Annotated in this window: 1 protein-coding gene; it reads left to right on the top strand. The window is 75.0% G+C overall.

Features of this window, described 5'->3' with window-relative positions:
• On the top strand, nt 1-16,433 hold a 16,433-nt coding region (locus GKQ77_RS13290; RefSeq protein ID WP_443728919.1), incomplete at its 5' end, for a non-ribosomal peptide synthase/polyketide synthase.
• Nucleotides 16,434-16,491 lie beyond the last annotated feature (58 nt).

Raw genomic sequence — 16,491 nt, 5'->3', positions numbered from 1 at the left:
GCGCCGCCCTGGACCCGGCGACCGGCGCCCTGCTGCGCGCGGCCCTGCTGACCGGCGGCGAACGGCCCCAACTCTTCGTTACCGCCCACCACTTGGCGGTCGACAGCGTCTCCTGGCGCGTCCTGCTCGCCGACCTGGAGCACGCCTACCGGCAGGCCGCTGCCGGGGAGGAACCCGCGCCCGAGCCCGAACACACCCCGTTCGCCGACTGGGCGCGCACCCTCACCGAACGGGTCCTGGCCGGAGACCTCGACGACGACCTGCCCCACTGGACGCAGGAGACGGAGGTGCCGCGCACCCCGCTCCCCGTCGACCTGCCCGGCACCCCGCTCGCCGGATCCGTGCACACCGTCCGTACGCGCGTGGACCGGGACACGACCGAGGCGCTGCTGCGGCGGGTACCGGGCGCGTACCGCACCCAGGTCAACGACGTGCTGCTGAGCGCGCTGAGCCGCGTACTGGCCGACTGGACGGGCGCCGACCGGGTGACCGTCGCCCTGGAGGGCCACGGCCGCGAGGAGGAACTGGACGAGGGCGCCGACCTGTCCCGTACGGTCGGCTGGTTCACCACCCAGTACCCGGTCACCCTGACCCCTGCGGGACCGGACGACTGGGCGGTCACCCTCAAGTCCGTCAAGGAGCGGCTGCGCGCCGTGCCCCGCCGAGGCCTCGGCTACCAGGCGCTCGGCCACCTCGGCTCACCCCGCCCCGAGGCCCGCGCGCTCGGCCAACTGCCCTTGCCCGACGTGTGCTTCACCTACCACGGGCAGTGGGAGGCGTCCGCCGGAGGCGACTTCACGCCCGTCGCCGACGTCCCCGGCCGGGACATGGACCCCGACGCGCCGCTTGACCACCTCCTGGACGTGTCCGCCCTGGTGACCGACGGCCAACTGGAGATCACCTGGCACTACAGCGACCAGGTGCACCGCGAGGACACCGTCCGGGAGCTGGCCGACGGCATGGTGGGGGCGCTCGCCGCCATCGCCGAGCACTGCGCCCGTCCCGGCGCGGGCGGGCGTACGCCCTCCGACTTCCCGCTGGCCCGCCTCGACCAGGCCGGCGTGGACCGGCTCGTCGGCGACGGCCGGGACGTCGAGGACCTGCTGCCGCTCACTCCGCTCCAGGAAGGCATGCTCTTCCACCGGCTCGTCGGCGGGGAGGACGACGTGTACGTCGACCAGGCCGCACTGCTCCTCGAGGGCGTGAGCGACCCGGACGCCCTCGCCCTGGCCTGGCAGCGGGTCACCGACCGCACGCCCGCCCTGCGCACCTCGGTGGTGTGGGAGGGCGTCCCGGTGCCGCTCCAGGTCGTGCACCGCCGCGTCGAGGTGCCCGTCGCCCAGCTGGACTGGCGCGCACTGGACGCGGCGGAGCGGGCCGAGCGCCTGGAGCGGCTGCGCGCCGACGACCTCGCCCGCGGCCTCGACCTCGGCACCGCGCCCCTGATGCGGCTCACCCTCGTCCGGCTCCCCGACGCCCGGCTGCACCTGCTGTGGACCTCCCACCACCTGATCCTGGACGGCTGGAGCCTCGCCCAGGTGCTCACCGACGTGTCCGAGGAGTACGCGGCGCTCACCACCGGCGCCGAGCCCCGGCCCCCGGCCCGCAGGCCGTTCGGCGACTACGTCCGCTGGCTGGCCGACCGGGACACCGAGGCCGCCCACGCGCACTGGCGGACCGTCCTCGACGGGTTCGCGACCCCGACCCCGCTGCCCGTGGACCGAACCCGGCGCCCCGGCCACGAGACCCGCTCCGCCGACGTGCACACGTGCGGACTGTCCGACGAGGTCTCCGCCCGCCTCGCCCACACCGCCCGGACGGCCGGACTCACCCTCGGCACCGTGGTGCAGGGCGCCTGGGCGCTGCTCCTGTCCCGCTACAGCGCCGAACGGGACGTGCTGTTCGGGACCACCGTCTCCGGGCGGCCCGACGACCTGCCGGGCGCCGAGTCGATGGTCGGCATGTTCATCAACACCCTGCCCACCCGCGTCCGCGTGGACGGCGAGCGCACCGCCGCCGCCTGGCTCCGGGAGCTCCAGGAGGAACAGGCGCAGGCGCGGCGGTTCGCGGCGGTGTCGCTCGCCGAGCTGACCTCGCTGAGCGACGTACCGTCCGGCAGCCCTCTCTTCGACAGCATGGTGGCGTTCGAGAACTACCCCTTCGACGAGGCGCGTTCGGCCACGACCGGGATACGCCTGGCCGACGTCTCCTCCCGGGACGCCACCAACTTCCCGCTGGTGCTGCGGGCCTACCAGGGCGAGCGGTTCGGCTTCGACCTCGCCTACGACCCTCAGCTCTTCGACGCCGCGACCGTGCGAGCCCTCGCCGACCGGCTCTGCCTGCTGCTCACGGAGCTTGCCGACGACCCGGACCGGCCCGTGCGCTCACTCGCCTGGACCACCGCCGAGGAACGGCGGCGGATGCTCACCGACTGGAACGGCACCGAGGAGGGCCGTCCCGCCGACACCCTGGACGCCCTGTTCGCCGCCCAGGCCGCCCGCACCCCCGACGCCGAGGCGCTCACCTGCGGCGCCGAACGGCTCGACTACGCCACCCTGGACGCCCGGGCGGGCCGCCTCGCCCACAGACTCGCCGAACTCGGCGCCGGGCCCGAGACGTTCGTCGCCCTCGCGCTGCCCCGCTCCGCCGACCTGGTCGTGGCCGTCCTCGCCGTCCTCAAGACCGGCGCCGCCTACCTGCCCGTCGACCCCCGGCTGCCCGCCGAGCGCGTCCGGCACCTGCTCGCCGACGCCGCACCGGTCGCTCTGGTCACCACCCGGCAGACCACGGCCGTCTCCGACGTACCCCTTCTGCTTCTCGACGACCCGGAGGTGCGGGCCGACCTGGCCAGTCGCCCGGCAGGAGGCCCGGCCCGGCGCGCGCTGCCCGANAGCCCCGCCTACGCCATCTACACCTCCGGCTCCACCGGCCGCCCCAAGGGCGTCGTCGTCCCGCACGCCAACGTGGTACGGCTCTTCACCCGCACCCGGCACTGGTTCGACTTCGGGGCCGACGACGTGTGGACGCTGTTCCACTCGTACGCCTTCGACTTCTCGGTGTGGGAGCTGTGGGGCCCGCTGCTGCACGGCGGCCGGCTCGTGATCGTTCCCGAGGACACCGCCCGTTCCCCGGAGGACTTCCTGCGCCTGCTCGCCGATGAGCAGGTGACCGTCCTCAACCAGACGCCGTCCGCGTTCTACCCGCTGATCCGCGCGGACGCCGAACTCCCCGACATCGGGGACCGGTTGGCGCTGCGTACGGTGATCTTCGGCGGCGAGGCGCTGGATGTGGGCAGGCTCGCCGACTGGTACGGCCGCCACCCGGAGAACGCGCCCCGCCTGGTGAACATGTACGGGATCACCGAGACCACCGTGCACGTCACCTATGCCGGTCTCGACAGCTCGGCCGCCCGCCCCGGCGCCACCGCCAGCCCCATCGGTACCGGAGTACCCGACCTGCGGCTCTACGTCCTCGACGACACGCTCCAGCCGGTGCCGCCCGGCGCCGTGGGCGAACTGTTCGTGGCCGGTGAGGGTCTGGCGCGCGGCTACCTGAAGCGGCCCGGCCTCACCGCGACCCGCTTCCTCGCCGACCCCTTCGGCCGGCCGGGCACCCGTATGTACCGCACCGGGGACCGGGCCCGCTGGCGGGCCGACGGCACCCTGGAGTACCTGGGCCGCGCCGACCAGCAGGTCAAGATCCGCGGCTACCGCATCGAACCCGGCGAGATCGAGGCCGCCCTGCACGCCCACCCGGGCGTGGGCGCGGCTGCCGTCGGCGTGTACGAGGACTCCGCCGGGACCCGTCGCCTTGTCGCCCACGTGGTCGGCACCGGCGCGGGATCAGGCATCGGCACGGGATCCGGCACCGGCGCGGGGCAGTGCGGCACGCCGCCGCCCGCCGCCGAACTCCGCGCCCACCTCGAAGGGCTGCTGCCCGCGCACATGGTGCCCGCCGCCTATGTGCCGATGGCCGCGCTGCCGCTCACCGCCAACGGCAAGCTCGACCGGCGCGCCCTGCCCGCGCCGGGACCCGACGGCTTCGCCGCCGACGGCACGCGCACCGCGCCGAGCACCCCGGCCGAACGGCTCGTCGCCGCCGCCTGGGCTGACGTACTGGACACCGGCGAGGTCGGCGCCGACGATGACTTCTTCGCCCTCGGCGGCGACTCCATCCTCGCCGTCCGCGTCACCTCCCGGCTGCGCGCCGCCTTCGGTACGGACGTCTCGCCCCGCATGCTGTTCACCCACTCCACGCTCCGCGACCTCGCCGGCGCCCTGGGCGAGCCGGGCGGCGCGGACACCGCCGACGTCATCCCGGCCGCCGACCCGGACACCCCGGCACCCCTGTCGTACGCCCAGCAGCGCCTGTGGTTCCTCGACCGGTTCGAGCCGGGCAGCACGGAGTTCACGACCCTGTCCGTGCTGCGGCTGCGCGGTCCGCTGGACCAGGCCGCCCTGCGCGCCGCCCTGGACGGCCTGGTCGCCCGGCACGAGGCGCTGCGCACCACGTTCGCCGAGCACGACGGCCGGGCCCGGCAGATCGTCCACCCGCCCCGGGCCGTGGAGCTGCCGGTGACGGACCTCCCGGACGACGACGCCCTTGACGTACTCGTGGACCGGGTCGCCGCCACCCCCTTCGACCTGGCCGCAGACCCCCTGCTGCGGGCACACCTGGCCCGGTCCGCCCCCGACGAGCACGTACTCGTCCTTGCCGTGCACCACATCGTCACCGACGGCTGGTCGGTCGGCGTGCTCGCCCGGGACCTGGGCGAGCTGTACACGGCCGCCCTTGAGGAGCGTCGCCCGCGGCTGCCCGCGCTCCCCGTGCGCTACGCCGACTATGCGGCCTGGCAGCGTTCCCGCGCCGGCCGAGCCGAGGACGAACTGGCTTACTGGCGACAGGCCTTGGACGGCGTGACTCCGCTGGAGCTGCCCACCGACCGGCCCCGCCCGGCCGTCCGCACCCGCGAAGGGGCCCTGCTGACCTTCACCCTGCCCGCCGCGCTCACCGAGCGGCTGCGCGAACGGGCACAGGAGGCCGACGCCACCCTCTACATGACCCTGGTGACGGCCTGTCAGACCCTGCTCGCCCGGTGGGCGGGACAGGAGGACGTCACCGTCGGCACCGTCACGGCGGGCCGCGAGCGCTCCGAACTGCACGACCTGGTCGGCATGTTCGTCAACACGCTGGTGCTGCGCGCCCGGGTCCGCCCCGGTGTGCCCTTCCGGGAACTGCTCGCCGAGGTGCGCGACACCGCGCTGGAGGCGTTCGCCCACCAGGAGGTGCCCTTCGAGCGCGTGGTGGACGCCCTCCAACCCGAACGCGACACCAGCCGCACCCCCCTGTTCCAGGTCATGGTCGCCCTGCACAATCTCGGCGCCGAGCCGCTGCGGCTGCCCGGTCTGACGGCGGAGCCGGTGACCCCGCCGGTGCGTGTCGCCACCTACGACCTCGCCTTCGACTTCGTGGAGGGCGACGACGGGCTCACCGCCCACCTGGAGTACAACACCGGCCTCTTCGACACCGACACCGCCGAACGCCTCGCCGCCCGACTGCGCATCCTGCTTGAGGCCGTCGCGGCGGACCCCGGGCAGAGCGTGGACCGGCTGCCGCTGATGAGTGACGACGAGCGGCAGCGCGTACTGCGCCAGGGCGAGGGCATCCGCCTGCCCGAGCCGGACACCACCTTCCCCGCCCTGTTCGAGGCGCAGGCCGCCCGCACCCCGCACCACACCGCCCTGGCCGCCCGCGACACCACCCTCGACTTCGCCGCGCTGAACCAGCGGGCCAACCGGCTCGCCCACCACCTCATCGCCCAAGGGGTGGGCACCGAAGATGTGGTCGCCGTCCGGCTGCCGCGCACCAGCGACCTGATGGTGGCCGTGCTCGCCGTCCTCAAGGCGGGCGCCACCCTGCTCTGCCTGGACCCCGAACTCCCCGCCGAACGGCAGGACTTCCTCCTCGCCGACGCCCGCCCGCACACCCTGCTGGCCGACCTCGACGCGGTCCCCTGGGACCGGCTGCCCGCCCACGACCCGACCGACACCGATCGCGTCCGGCCCCTGCTCCCTGAGAACACCGCCTACATCATCTACACCTCCGGCTCCACCGGCCGCCCCAAGGGCGTCGCCGTCGAACACCGCAACCTGGTCAACCTCTGCCACGACCACCGCGAGGGCCTGCTGGCCCCGCACACCACCGACGGACGGCGGCTGCGGGCCGCGCTCAGCGCCTCCTTCTCCTTCGACACCTCCTGGGAAGGGCCACTGCTCCTCGCCCTCGGCCACGAGGTCCACCTGATCGACGAGGACGTACGGCTCGACCCGCGCGCGTTCTGCGCCAAGGTCGCCGAAGACCGCCTCGACCTGGTCAATGTCACCCCGTCCTACCTGCGCGAACTCACCGCCGCCGGGCTGCTCGACGCCGACCGCCACCACCCGCGCCTGCTGCTCGTCGGCGGCGAGGCCGTCACCCCCGCCGGGTGGCGCGACCTCGTACGCGCCGAACAGGACCTGGGCGTGGCGGTCTACAACGTGTACGGCCCGACCGAGACCACCGTCGATGCCGTCTACGGCCGCTGCGCCGACCGGCCTGACCGCCCGGTCATCGGCCGCCCCGGCGGCAACCTGCGCGCGTACGTCCTCGACGGCGCCCTGCGCCCGGTGCCGCCCGGCACACCCGGCGAGCTGTATCTGGCCGGGGCGCAGGTGGCCCGCGGCTATCTGGACCGGCCAGGGCTCACCGCCGCCCGTTTCCTCGCCGACCCGTTCGGGGCGCCCGGCGAGCGGATGTACCGCACCGGTGACCGGGCTCGCTGGGACCGCAACGGGCTCCTTGAGTTCCTGGGCCGGGCGGACGAACAGGTCAAGATCCGCGGGTTCCGCATCGAGCCCGGCGAGGTGGAGGCCGCCCTCCTGGACCACCCGGACATCGCCGACGCCGCCGTCGCCGCCCGCGAGAACGCCGGCCGCCTCATGCTCGTCGGCTACGTCGTGCCCGCCACCGACCGCGTCCCGTCCGCCGACGCCCTGCGCCTCGCGCTGCGCCGCACCCTGCCCGACCACATGGTGCCCGCCGCGTTCGTCCCGCTGGCCCGCATCCCGCGCACCACCAGCGGCAAGACCGACCGGCGCGCCCTGCCCGCCCCGCCCGCACAGCCCGACAGCGGCACGCCGTACGTCGCCCCCCGGGCGGGCACGGAGGAGCGTCTGGCCGCGATCTGGGCCCAGGTGCTCGGCGTCGAGCGCGTCGGCGCCCGCGACAACTTCTTCGCGCTCGGCGGCGACTCCATCCTCAGCATCCAGATCGTCTCGCGCGCCCGGCAGGCCGGACTCGCCCTCGCCACCAAGGACGTCTTCCGCCACCAGACGGTCGCCGAACTCGCTCTGTGCGTAAGGGAGTCCGCGCCAGCGCAGGACACCGCCGAGGAACCGGCCGAGGCGCCGCTCACCCCGATCCAGCGCTGGTACCTGGACGGCCGCGACCCCGGGCAGCGGCTCCGCTTCACCATGACCCAGCGCCTCGCACTCGCCCCGGACGCCACAGGGCCGACGCTCCGGGCCGCCGCCGACGCCCTCGTACGCCACCACGCCGCCCTGCGCACCCGGTTCCGGCGCACCGCCGACGGCTGGCGCCAGGACGTCCTGCCCGAGGCGCCGGACGGCGTCTTCACCCGGCACGACGCGGCGGACCTGGACGACACGGCGTTGGAGGCCGAGGTCCAGCGGCTGACGGACGAGGCGCAATCCGCCCTGGACCCCGCCGACGGGCGCGTCTTCCGCGTCCTGTTCTTCGACCGAGGCCCGGGACGCTCCGGCCAACTCGTCGTCACCGCACACCACTTGGTCATCGACGGCGTCTCCTGGCGCATCCTGCTCGCGGACCTGGAGACCGCCCAGCGCGCGGCGGCGAACGGCAGGCCCGTGGAACTGCCGCCCACCGGCACGTCCTACGGCCACTGGGCCACCCGGCTCGACCGGCACACCCGCTCCGGCGCACTCGACGCCGACCTGCCGTACTGGACCCGTACCGGCACCGCACCGGCCGAACTGCCCGCGGGCCGCCCCGGCCCGAACACCCACGGCACCGCCACCACCCTCACCGTCACCCTGGACGCGCCGACCACCGCGGCCCTGCTGCGCGAGGTGCCGCCCACCTACCGCACCCAGGTCAACGACGTCCTGCTCAGCGCCCTCGGCCGCACCCTGGCCCACTGGTGCGGACGCGACACCGTCCTCCTTGGCGTCGAGGGCCACGGCCGCGAGGAGCTCTTCGCCGACCTGGACCTGTCGCGGACCGTCGGCTGGTTCACCGCCGAGTTCCCGCTCGCCCTGCGCGTCGCCCCGCACGACGGCTGGCACGACACCCTCCGCTCGGTGAAGGAACAGCTGCGCGCGGTGCCGCTGCACGGCCTGAGCCACGGCGCCCTGCGCCACCTCGTGCCCGGCAGCCCGCTCGCCGGTGCCCCCGCCCCGCAGGTCGGCTTCAACTACCACGGCCAATGGGACGCGGACACCGCCGACGGCTTGTTCCGCGACGCCCTGCCCCCGGCGGGCCGGGACACCGACCCGGACGAGCTCCGGCCCTACCTCCTGGACGTCACCGGCGTGGTCCAAGAGGGGCGCCTCGAACTCGGCTGGACCTACCCCGCAGCCGTCTACGACCAGGCGACCGTGCAGCGGCTCGCCGAGGACATGCTCACGGCCCTGCGGGAGATCGTCGCGCACTGCGCCCGCCCCGAGGCGGGCGGCCGCACCCCCTCCGACTTCCCCCTCGTGGGCCTCGGCCAGGCGCAGCTCGACCGGCTCCTGGGTGCGGGCCGGCACGTCGAGGACGTCCTGCCGCTCACCCCGCTCCAGTCCGGCATGCTCTTCCACGGCCTCGTGGACACCGAGCACGCCTACTTCGACCGCACGGCCGTACGCCTGGCCGGCGTCGCAGACCCACAAGCCTTCGCCGCCGCCTGGCAGCAGGTCGCCGACCGCACCCCGGCGCTGCGCACCAGCGTCCACTGGCACGGCCTGCCGCACCCGGTTCAGGTGGTCCACCGCCACGCCGAACTGCCCGTACGCCACCTCGACTGGCGCACGCTCACCCCCGCCGAGCGCGCCGACGCCACCGAACGGCTGCTCGCCGAGGACCGCGCCGCGGGCATGGACCTCGGCACCGCGCCGCTCACCCGGCTCGCCCTTGCCGCCCTGCCCGGCGACGAGGTGCTGCTCGTGTGGTCCACCCACCACATCGTCCTCGACGGCTGGAGCACCGGGCAGCTGCTCACCGAGGTGTGCGAACGCTACGCCGCGCTCACCGGCGGCCCCGACCAGGCGCCGCCGGTCCGGCGTCCCTTCGCGGACTTCCTGCACTGGCTGCGGGAGCAGGACGAGACGGCGGCGGAGCGGCACTGGGCCGACACCCTCGCCGGGTTCACCGCCCGGACCCCGCTGCCGTACGACCGGATGCCCGCCGAGGCCCACCGCGCCCGTTCCGCCGCGGCCGTCCACCACGAGCTGGACGCCGGGATCTCGCGGCGGCTGCGGGAGAGTGCCGCCCGCGCCGGACTGACCGTGAACACGGTGGTGGAGGGCGCCTGGGCGTTGCTCCTCGCCCGTTCCGGCGGACGCGACGACGTCGTCTTCGGTACCACCGTCTCCGGGCGCCCGGCCGAACTGCCCGGCGTGGAAGGCATGATCGGCATGTTCATCAACACGGTGCCGACCCGGGTCCGCATACCCGGCGGGCCGGTGCTGCCGTGGCTGCGCGACCTCCAGGAGCGGCAGAGCGACGCCCGCCGCTTCGACTTCCTCGCCCTGCCCCGCCTTCAGGCAGCGAGTGAAGTCCCGTCCGGCGAGGCGCTGTTCGACAGCATGGTGGTGTTCGAGAACTACCCCGTGGACGAGTCGGCGACGGCCCGCACCGGGGTCCGGGTCGAGGAGGTACACGCCGACGACGCCACCACCTTCCCCTGGTGCCTCCGCGCCCACCTCGCCGAACGGCTCGGCTTCGACCTCGCCTACGACCCCGACCTGTTCGACACCGCCACCGCCGAGCGCGCCGCAGACCGCCTTGCTGGACTGCTCACCGCCCTCGCCGACGGGTTCGACACCGACCTGACCGACCTGGACATGATCGCCCCGGCCGACCACGAACTGCTGGCCGCCTGGAACACCACCGCCCGCCGGGCCGCCCCGCGCAGCCCCGTCGACCTCTTCACCGAGCAGGCCCGGCGCACCCCGGACGCGCCTGCGATCGACGACGGCGAACGCCGACTGACGTACCGTCAACTCCACGAGTGGGCAAGCTCGCTGGCCGCCCGCCTGCGCTCCGACGGGCTGTTCCCCGAAGAGCGGGTGGCGCTACTCCTCGACCGCTCCGCCGAACTGGTCGTCGCCCAGCTCGCGGTACTCATGGCCGGCGGCGCCTACGTCCCCGTCGACACCCGCGCCCCCGAGGAGCGCCGCCGCACCCTGCTCGCCCAGGCGGGCGCGACCCGCCAGCTCACCGCCGCGGAGGTGACGGCGGCCCGGCCCGGGACCCCGCAGCGGGACGTTCGGCCCGCGCCGTCCACGGACCCCGACCAACTCGCCTACGTCATGTTCACCTCCGGGTCGACCGGGCTGCCCAAGGCGGTCGCCGTGCGGCACCGGGACGTGGCCGCGCTCGCCACCGACAGCCGGTTCACCGGCGGGGTGTGCGACCGCGTGCTGCTGCACTCGCCGGTGGCGTTCGACGCCGCCACCTTCGAGGTGTGGGCGCCGCTCCTCAACGGCGGCCGCGTGGTCGTGGCCCCGGACGGCGGCGTCGACGCGGCCTCGCTGCGCCGGCTCGCCGCCGACGGCGGACTGACCGCGCTGTGGCTGACCGCCGGGCTCTTCCGGCTGCTCGCCCAGGACGCACCCGACTGCTTCCGGGGCCTGACGCAGCTGTGGACCGGCGGTGACGTCGTACCGGCCCAGGCCGTGCGCCGGGTCCTCGACGCCTGCCCCGGCCTGACCGTCGTGGACGGCTACGGCCCCACGGAGACCACCACCTTCGCGACCTCCTACGCCCTCGCCGACCCGGCGGCGGTGCCCGGCACCATCCCCATCGGACGGCCCCTCGACGACATGCGGGCACTCGTCCTCGACACCCGGCTGCGGCCCGTACCGCCGGGCTGCCTCGGCGAGCTGTATCTGGCCGGTGAGGGCGTCGCCCGGGGCTACCTCGGCCGCCCCGGCGACACCGCGGGCCGCTTCCTCGCCGACCCGCTCGGCCCGCCCGGCGCCCGCATGTACCGCACCGGCGACCTGGCACGGCGGCGCCCGGACGGCACCGTCGAGTTCCTCGGCCGCGCCGACGACCAGGTGAAGATCCGGGGCTTCCGGGTGGAGCCCGGCGAGGTCGAGGCCGCGCTCGCCGCCCACCCGGACGTCGCCGACGTGGCCGTCCTGGCCCGCGAGGACCGCCCCGGCGCCAAGCGGCTCGTCGCCTACGTCGTCGGACCGGCGGGCCGGGACGGCGAGGAACTGCGAGCGTTCGCCGCCCGCTCCCTGCCCGACTACCTCGTACCCACCACCGTCGTCCCGCTCGCCGCGCTGCCGCTCAGCCGCAACGGCAAGGTCGATCGGGCCGCCCTGCCCGCGCCGGACGCCGTGCCCGGCCGCGAGCGGGTCGAGCCCCGCACCGAGGCCGAGCGCCGCACAGCGGACGTCTTCGGCGAGGTCCTGGGCTGCGAACCGCCCGGCGTGGAGGACGACTTCTTCCAGCTCGGCGGCGACTCGATCCTCAGCATCCGGCTCGCCTCCCGCCTCGCCGAGGCCTTCGACACCGACGTCACACCGCGCGCGGTCTTCACCCATTCGACACCGGCCGCCCTGGCCCGCGTGCTCGGCGACCGGCGCGGCTCCGGCCGCCAGGCGCTCGTGCGGGTCGCCCGTGACGCGGTCGCACCGATGTCACACGCCCAGCAACGCCTGTGGTTCCTGCACGAGTTCGAGCCCGAGGGCGCCGAGTACGTCACCACGCTCGCCCTGCGCCTGCGCGGCACCCTGCACCCCGACGCGCTGCGCACCGCCCTCGGCGCCGTGGTGGCCCGGCACGAGTCACTGCGCACCACCTTCGACAGCATCGACGGACACGGCATCCAGCGCGTCCACCCACCCCAGGACGTGCCGCTGCCCGTGCACGACCTGTCCCCGCTCGGCGCGGGAGAGCGGGAACCCGCCGTGCGCCGCCTGCTCGCCGAGGAACGCCTGCGCCCGTTCGACCTGCGCGAGGGCCCGCTCCTGCGCCCCTGCCTGCTCCGGCTCGCCGAGCACGACCACGTACTCGCCCTCACCCTGCACCACATCGTCACCGACGGCTGGTCCACCTCCGTCCTGCTCGGCGACCTCGCGCACCACTACCGAGCCGAACTCGGCGTACAGCAGAGTGAGTTGGCGCCGCTTCCGGTGCAGTACGCCGACTACGCGCACTGGCAGCGCACCACCGGCGACACCGAGGCCGCCGAGGACCTCGCCTACTGGAAGGAGCAACTGGCCGACACCGCACCGCTGGAGCTGCCCACCGACCGGCCCCGGCCGCCGGTGCGCACCAGCGCCGGTGCGACCACCCGCCTCGTGGTGCCCGCCACGACCGCCCGGCGGCTCACCCGGCTCGCCCGTGACCACGGCACCACCCTGTTCACCACGCTCGTGGCCGCCGCCCAGAGCTACCTCGCCCGGCTCTCCGGCAGCGAGGACATCACCGTCGGCACCGTCAACGCAGGCCGCGACCGGCCCGAGACGCAAGGCCTCGTCGGCTTCTTCGTCAACACCCTGGTGCTGCGCTCCCGGGCCGAGGCCGACCGGCCGTTCACCGCGTTCCTCGGCGACGTACGGCAGACCGTCCAGGACGCCTTCGCCCATCAGGAGGTGCCGTTCGAACGCGTCGTGGACGAGGTGCAGCCCGTACGCGACACCAGCCGCAGCCCGCTCTTCCAGGTCATGGTCGTCCTCCAGAACACCCCGGCCGTCGCCCTCGACCTGCCGGGCCTGGATGTCACCGACGTCGAACCGGACTCGGAGCAGGCCGCGTTCGACCTCACCCTGGAGTTCGCCGAGACCGACTCCGGCGAGCTGCACGCCCTGCTCACCTACAACACCGACCTGTTCGACGCGGCCACCGCCGAACGGATGGCAGGACAGCTCGGCACCCTGCTGCACGCCGTCGCCGAGGACCCCCGCCGCCCGCTCGGCGCGCTGCCACTCGCCTCCGACAACGAGTGGGAGAACCTGCTGGAGCGGGGCCGGGGCACCTTCCGCCCGGTGCCCGAGGCCACCCTGCCCGCCCTGTTCGAACGGCAGGCGGCCCGCACCCCGGACGCCGTGGCGCTGATCGACGGCGACCGGGAGCTGACCTACGCCGACGTGGACCGGGCCGCCAACCGGCTGGCCCACCGGCTCGTCCGGGACGGCGTCGGACCCGAGCGCGTGGTGGCCCTCGCGCTGCCGCGCTCGGCGGCGGCCGTGGTGGCGCAGCTCGCCATCGCCAAGGCCGGGGCCGCCTTCCTGCCCGTGGACCCCGACTACCCGCCGCGGCGGCGGGAGTTCATGATGCGGGACGCGGGCGCCCACCTGGTCCTCGACGACCCGGCCGAGGTGTGGTCCACCGAGGGGCCGGACACGGCACTCACGGACGCCGACCGCACCAGCGCGCTCACCCCCGCCCACCCCGCCTACGTCATCTACACCTCAGGCTCCACCGGCACCCCCAAGGGCGTCGTGATCACCCACCGGGGCCTCGCCTCCTTCGCCGCGGCGGCCGCCGAACAGTACGCGGCGGGCCCCGGCGACCGGGTGCTCCAGTTCGCCTCCCCGAGCTTCGACGCGTCCATCCTCGAACTGTGCGTCTCCCTGCTCAGCGGGGCCACGCTGGTGACGGGCGAGGAAGGACCACTGGTCGGGGAGCGGCTTGCGGAAGTCCTCGCCGAACGGCGCGTCAGCCATACGCTGATCCCGCCCGCGGCGCTGGCCACGCTGCCGCCGGAGACCGCCGCCGCCCTGCCCCACCTGCGCACCCTCATCGTCGGCGCCGAGGCCTGCCCGGCCGACCTCGTCGACACCTGGGCGCCCGGCCGCCGCATGGTCAACTCCTACGGCCCCACCGAGGCCACCGTCGTCGCCACCTGGACCGGCCCACTGGCCCCGGGCACCGGCGCCCCGACCATCGGCCGCCCCTCCGGCGCCACCCGCGTATACGTGCTCGACGCCGCCCTGCGCCCCGTACCGCCCGGCGTCACCGGCGAGCTGTACATCGCCGGGCCCGGCCTCGCCCGCGGCTACCTCGGCCGGCCGCGACTCACCGCCCAGCGCTTCCTGCCCGACCCGTTCGGCGCGCCGGGGGAGCGGATGTACCGCACCGGTGACCTGGTCCGCTGGACCGCCGACGGCTGCCTGCGGTTCGCGGGCCGCGCCGACGACCAGGTCAAACTGCGCGGTTTCCGGATCGAGCCCGGGGAGATCGAGAGCGCGCTGCGGCGCAGCCCGCTGGTGCGGGACGCGGCCGTGGTCGTCCGCGCGGGGGAGGGGGCGGGCGCACCGGCCCGGCTCGTCGCGTACGTCGTACCGGCACAGGAGCCCGCCGCCACGCCCGCCGACCTCGACCCGTCCGGGACCGACTCCTCGCGCGCCCAACCGACCGGGACCGCGCTGCCCGTCGGCGAGCTGAGGCTGCACCTGGCCGGTTCGCTGCCCCCGCACATGGTGCCCTCGGTCTTCGTCCCCCTCGACCGGCTGCCGCTCACCCCGAACGGCAAGACCGACCGGCGAGCGCTGCCCGCACCCGGGCCCGCCCAGGCCGTGGAAGGCCCGCGGACCGCACCGCGCACCGAGACCGAACGCCGTATCGCCCGTATCTGGGCCGATGTGCTCGGTATCGAGGAGGTCGGCGCCGACGGCAACTTCTTCGCGCTCGGCGGCGACTCCATCCTGAGCATGCAGGTCGTCTCCCGGATGCGCCGCGACGGACTGCACGTGGCGACCCGGGACCTGTTCACGCACCAGACCGTCGCCGAACTCGCCACCGTGGTCCGCGCCGCCCCCCAGCGCTCCGCCGACGGCCCGGTGACCGGCGAGGTGCCGCTCACCCCGATCCAGGAGTGGTTCCTGACCACACCCCGCGCGGCCCACCACCACTTCAACCAGTCGGCGCTGCTCGAACTCGAGGGCAACCCCGACCCGCGCGCGCTGCGCGCCGCGCTCGACGCCCTGCTTGAGCACCACGACGCCCTGCGCATGCGTTTCACCCGGGACGAGCACGGCGGCTGGCGGCAGTTCAACCCGCCGCCCGCCCCGGGCGACGACATCCTCGTACGCCACGACCTGACCGGTCTGTCCGCCGAGGACGCCGACGCGGCGATGGCCAAGGCCGCCGACGAACTCCACGCGAGCTTCGACCTGGAGCATGGCCCGCACCTGCGGGCGGCCCTCTTCACCGGAGACCCGGACCGGCCCGCGTACCTCCTCCTCGTCGCCCACCACCTGGTGGTGGACGCCGTCTCCTGGCGCATCCTCCGCGACGACCTGGAGACCGCCTACCACCAGGCCCTCCAGGGCGATCAGGTCGCGCTCGGCGAGCGCGGCACCAGCTTCCGCGAATGGTCCCGGCGCCTGGCCGCGCATGTCGCCGAAGGCGGTCTCGACCACGAACTGCCGCACTGGGAGCAGACGGTGGGCGCCGAGCCCGCTCCGGCGGACCCGGCCGTGGCGAGCGGGGACGGACCGGCCGCCACGGTGAGCGTGGAACTCGACGAGGACGACACCACGGCCCTGCTGCGCTCCGCCCCCACCGCCTACCGCACCCGCGTCAACGACGTGCTGCTCACCGCGCTCGCCCTGGCACTGGCCCGCTGGACCGGCCACGACCGGGTCCGCCTCGACCTGGAGGGCCACGGCCGGGAGGACCTGCTCGACGGCGTCGACCTCTCGCGCACCGTCGGCTGGTTCACCACCGTCTACCCGGTCGCCGTCCAGGTCCCCGGCCCCGGCGACCTCGGCCCCGACCGCGACTGGCGGGCCCTGGTCAAGTCGGTCCGCCGCCAGCTGCGCGCCGTGCCCGGCAACGGCATCGGCTACGGCGCACTGCGCACTTTCGGCCCGCCCGAGGTCCGCGAACGCCTCGGCGCGCAGGCCCACAGCCAGGTGGTGTTCAACTACCTCGGCCAGTGGGACGCACGCCCCGAGACGGCGGACGGCGGCCTCGTCCGCGCCGAATACGGCTCCTTCGGCCAGGACCACGACCCGCGCGATCCCGGCTCGCACCCGGTGGAGGTGGTGGGCGCGGTCCAGCACGGCCGGCTCGCCTTCACCTGGCACCACCGGCCCGGCCTGCACGACACGGCGGCCGTGCGCCGGGCCGCCGAGGAGTTCGCCGAGGCCCTGCGCCACCTCGCCCGGCACGCCCGGGGAGGCCGGTGACGGCACTCCGGCCCCGCGAGGCACCGCCCCGGCGGCCCCCTCGGCACGGCCCTCGCGC

The organism is Streptomyces anatolicus, assembly GCF_019400875.1.
GTDB lineage: Bacteria > Actinomycetota > Actinomycetes > Streptomycetales > Streptomycetaceae > Streptomyces > Streptomyces anatolicus.
This window is presented reverse-complemented; position numbering and strand designations above follow the sequence as displayed.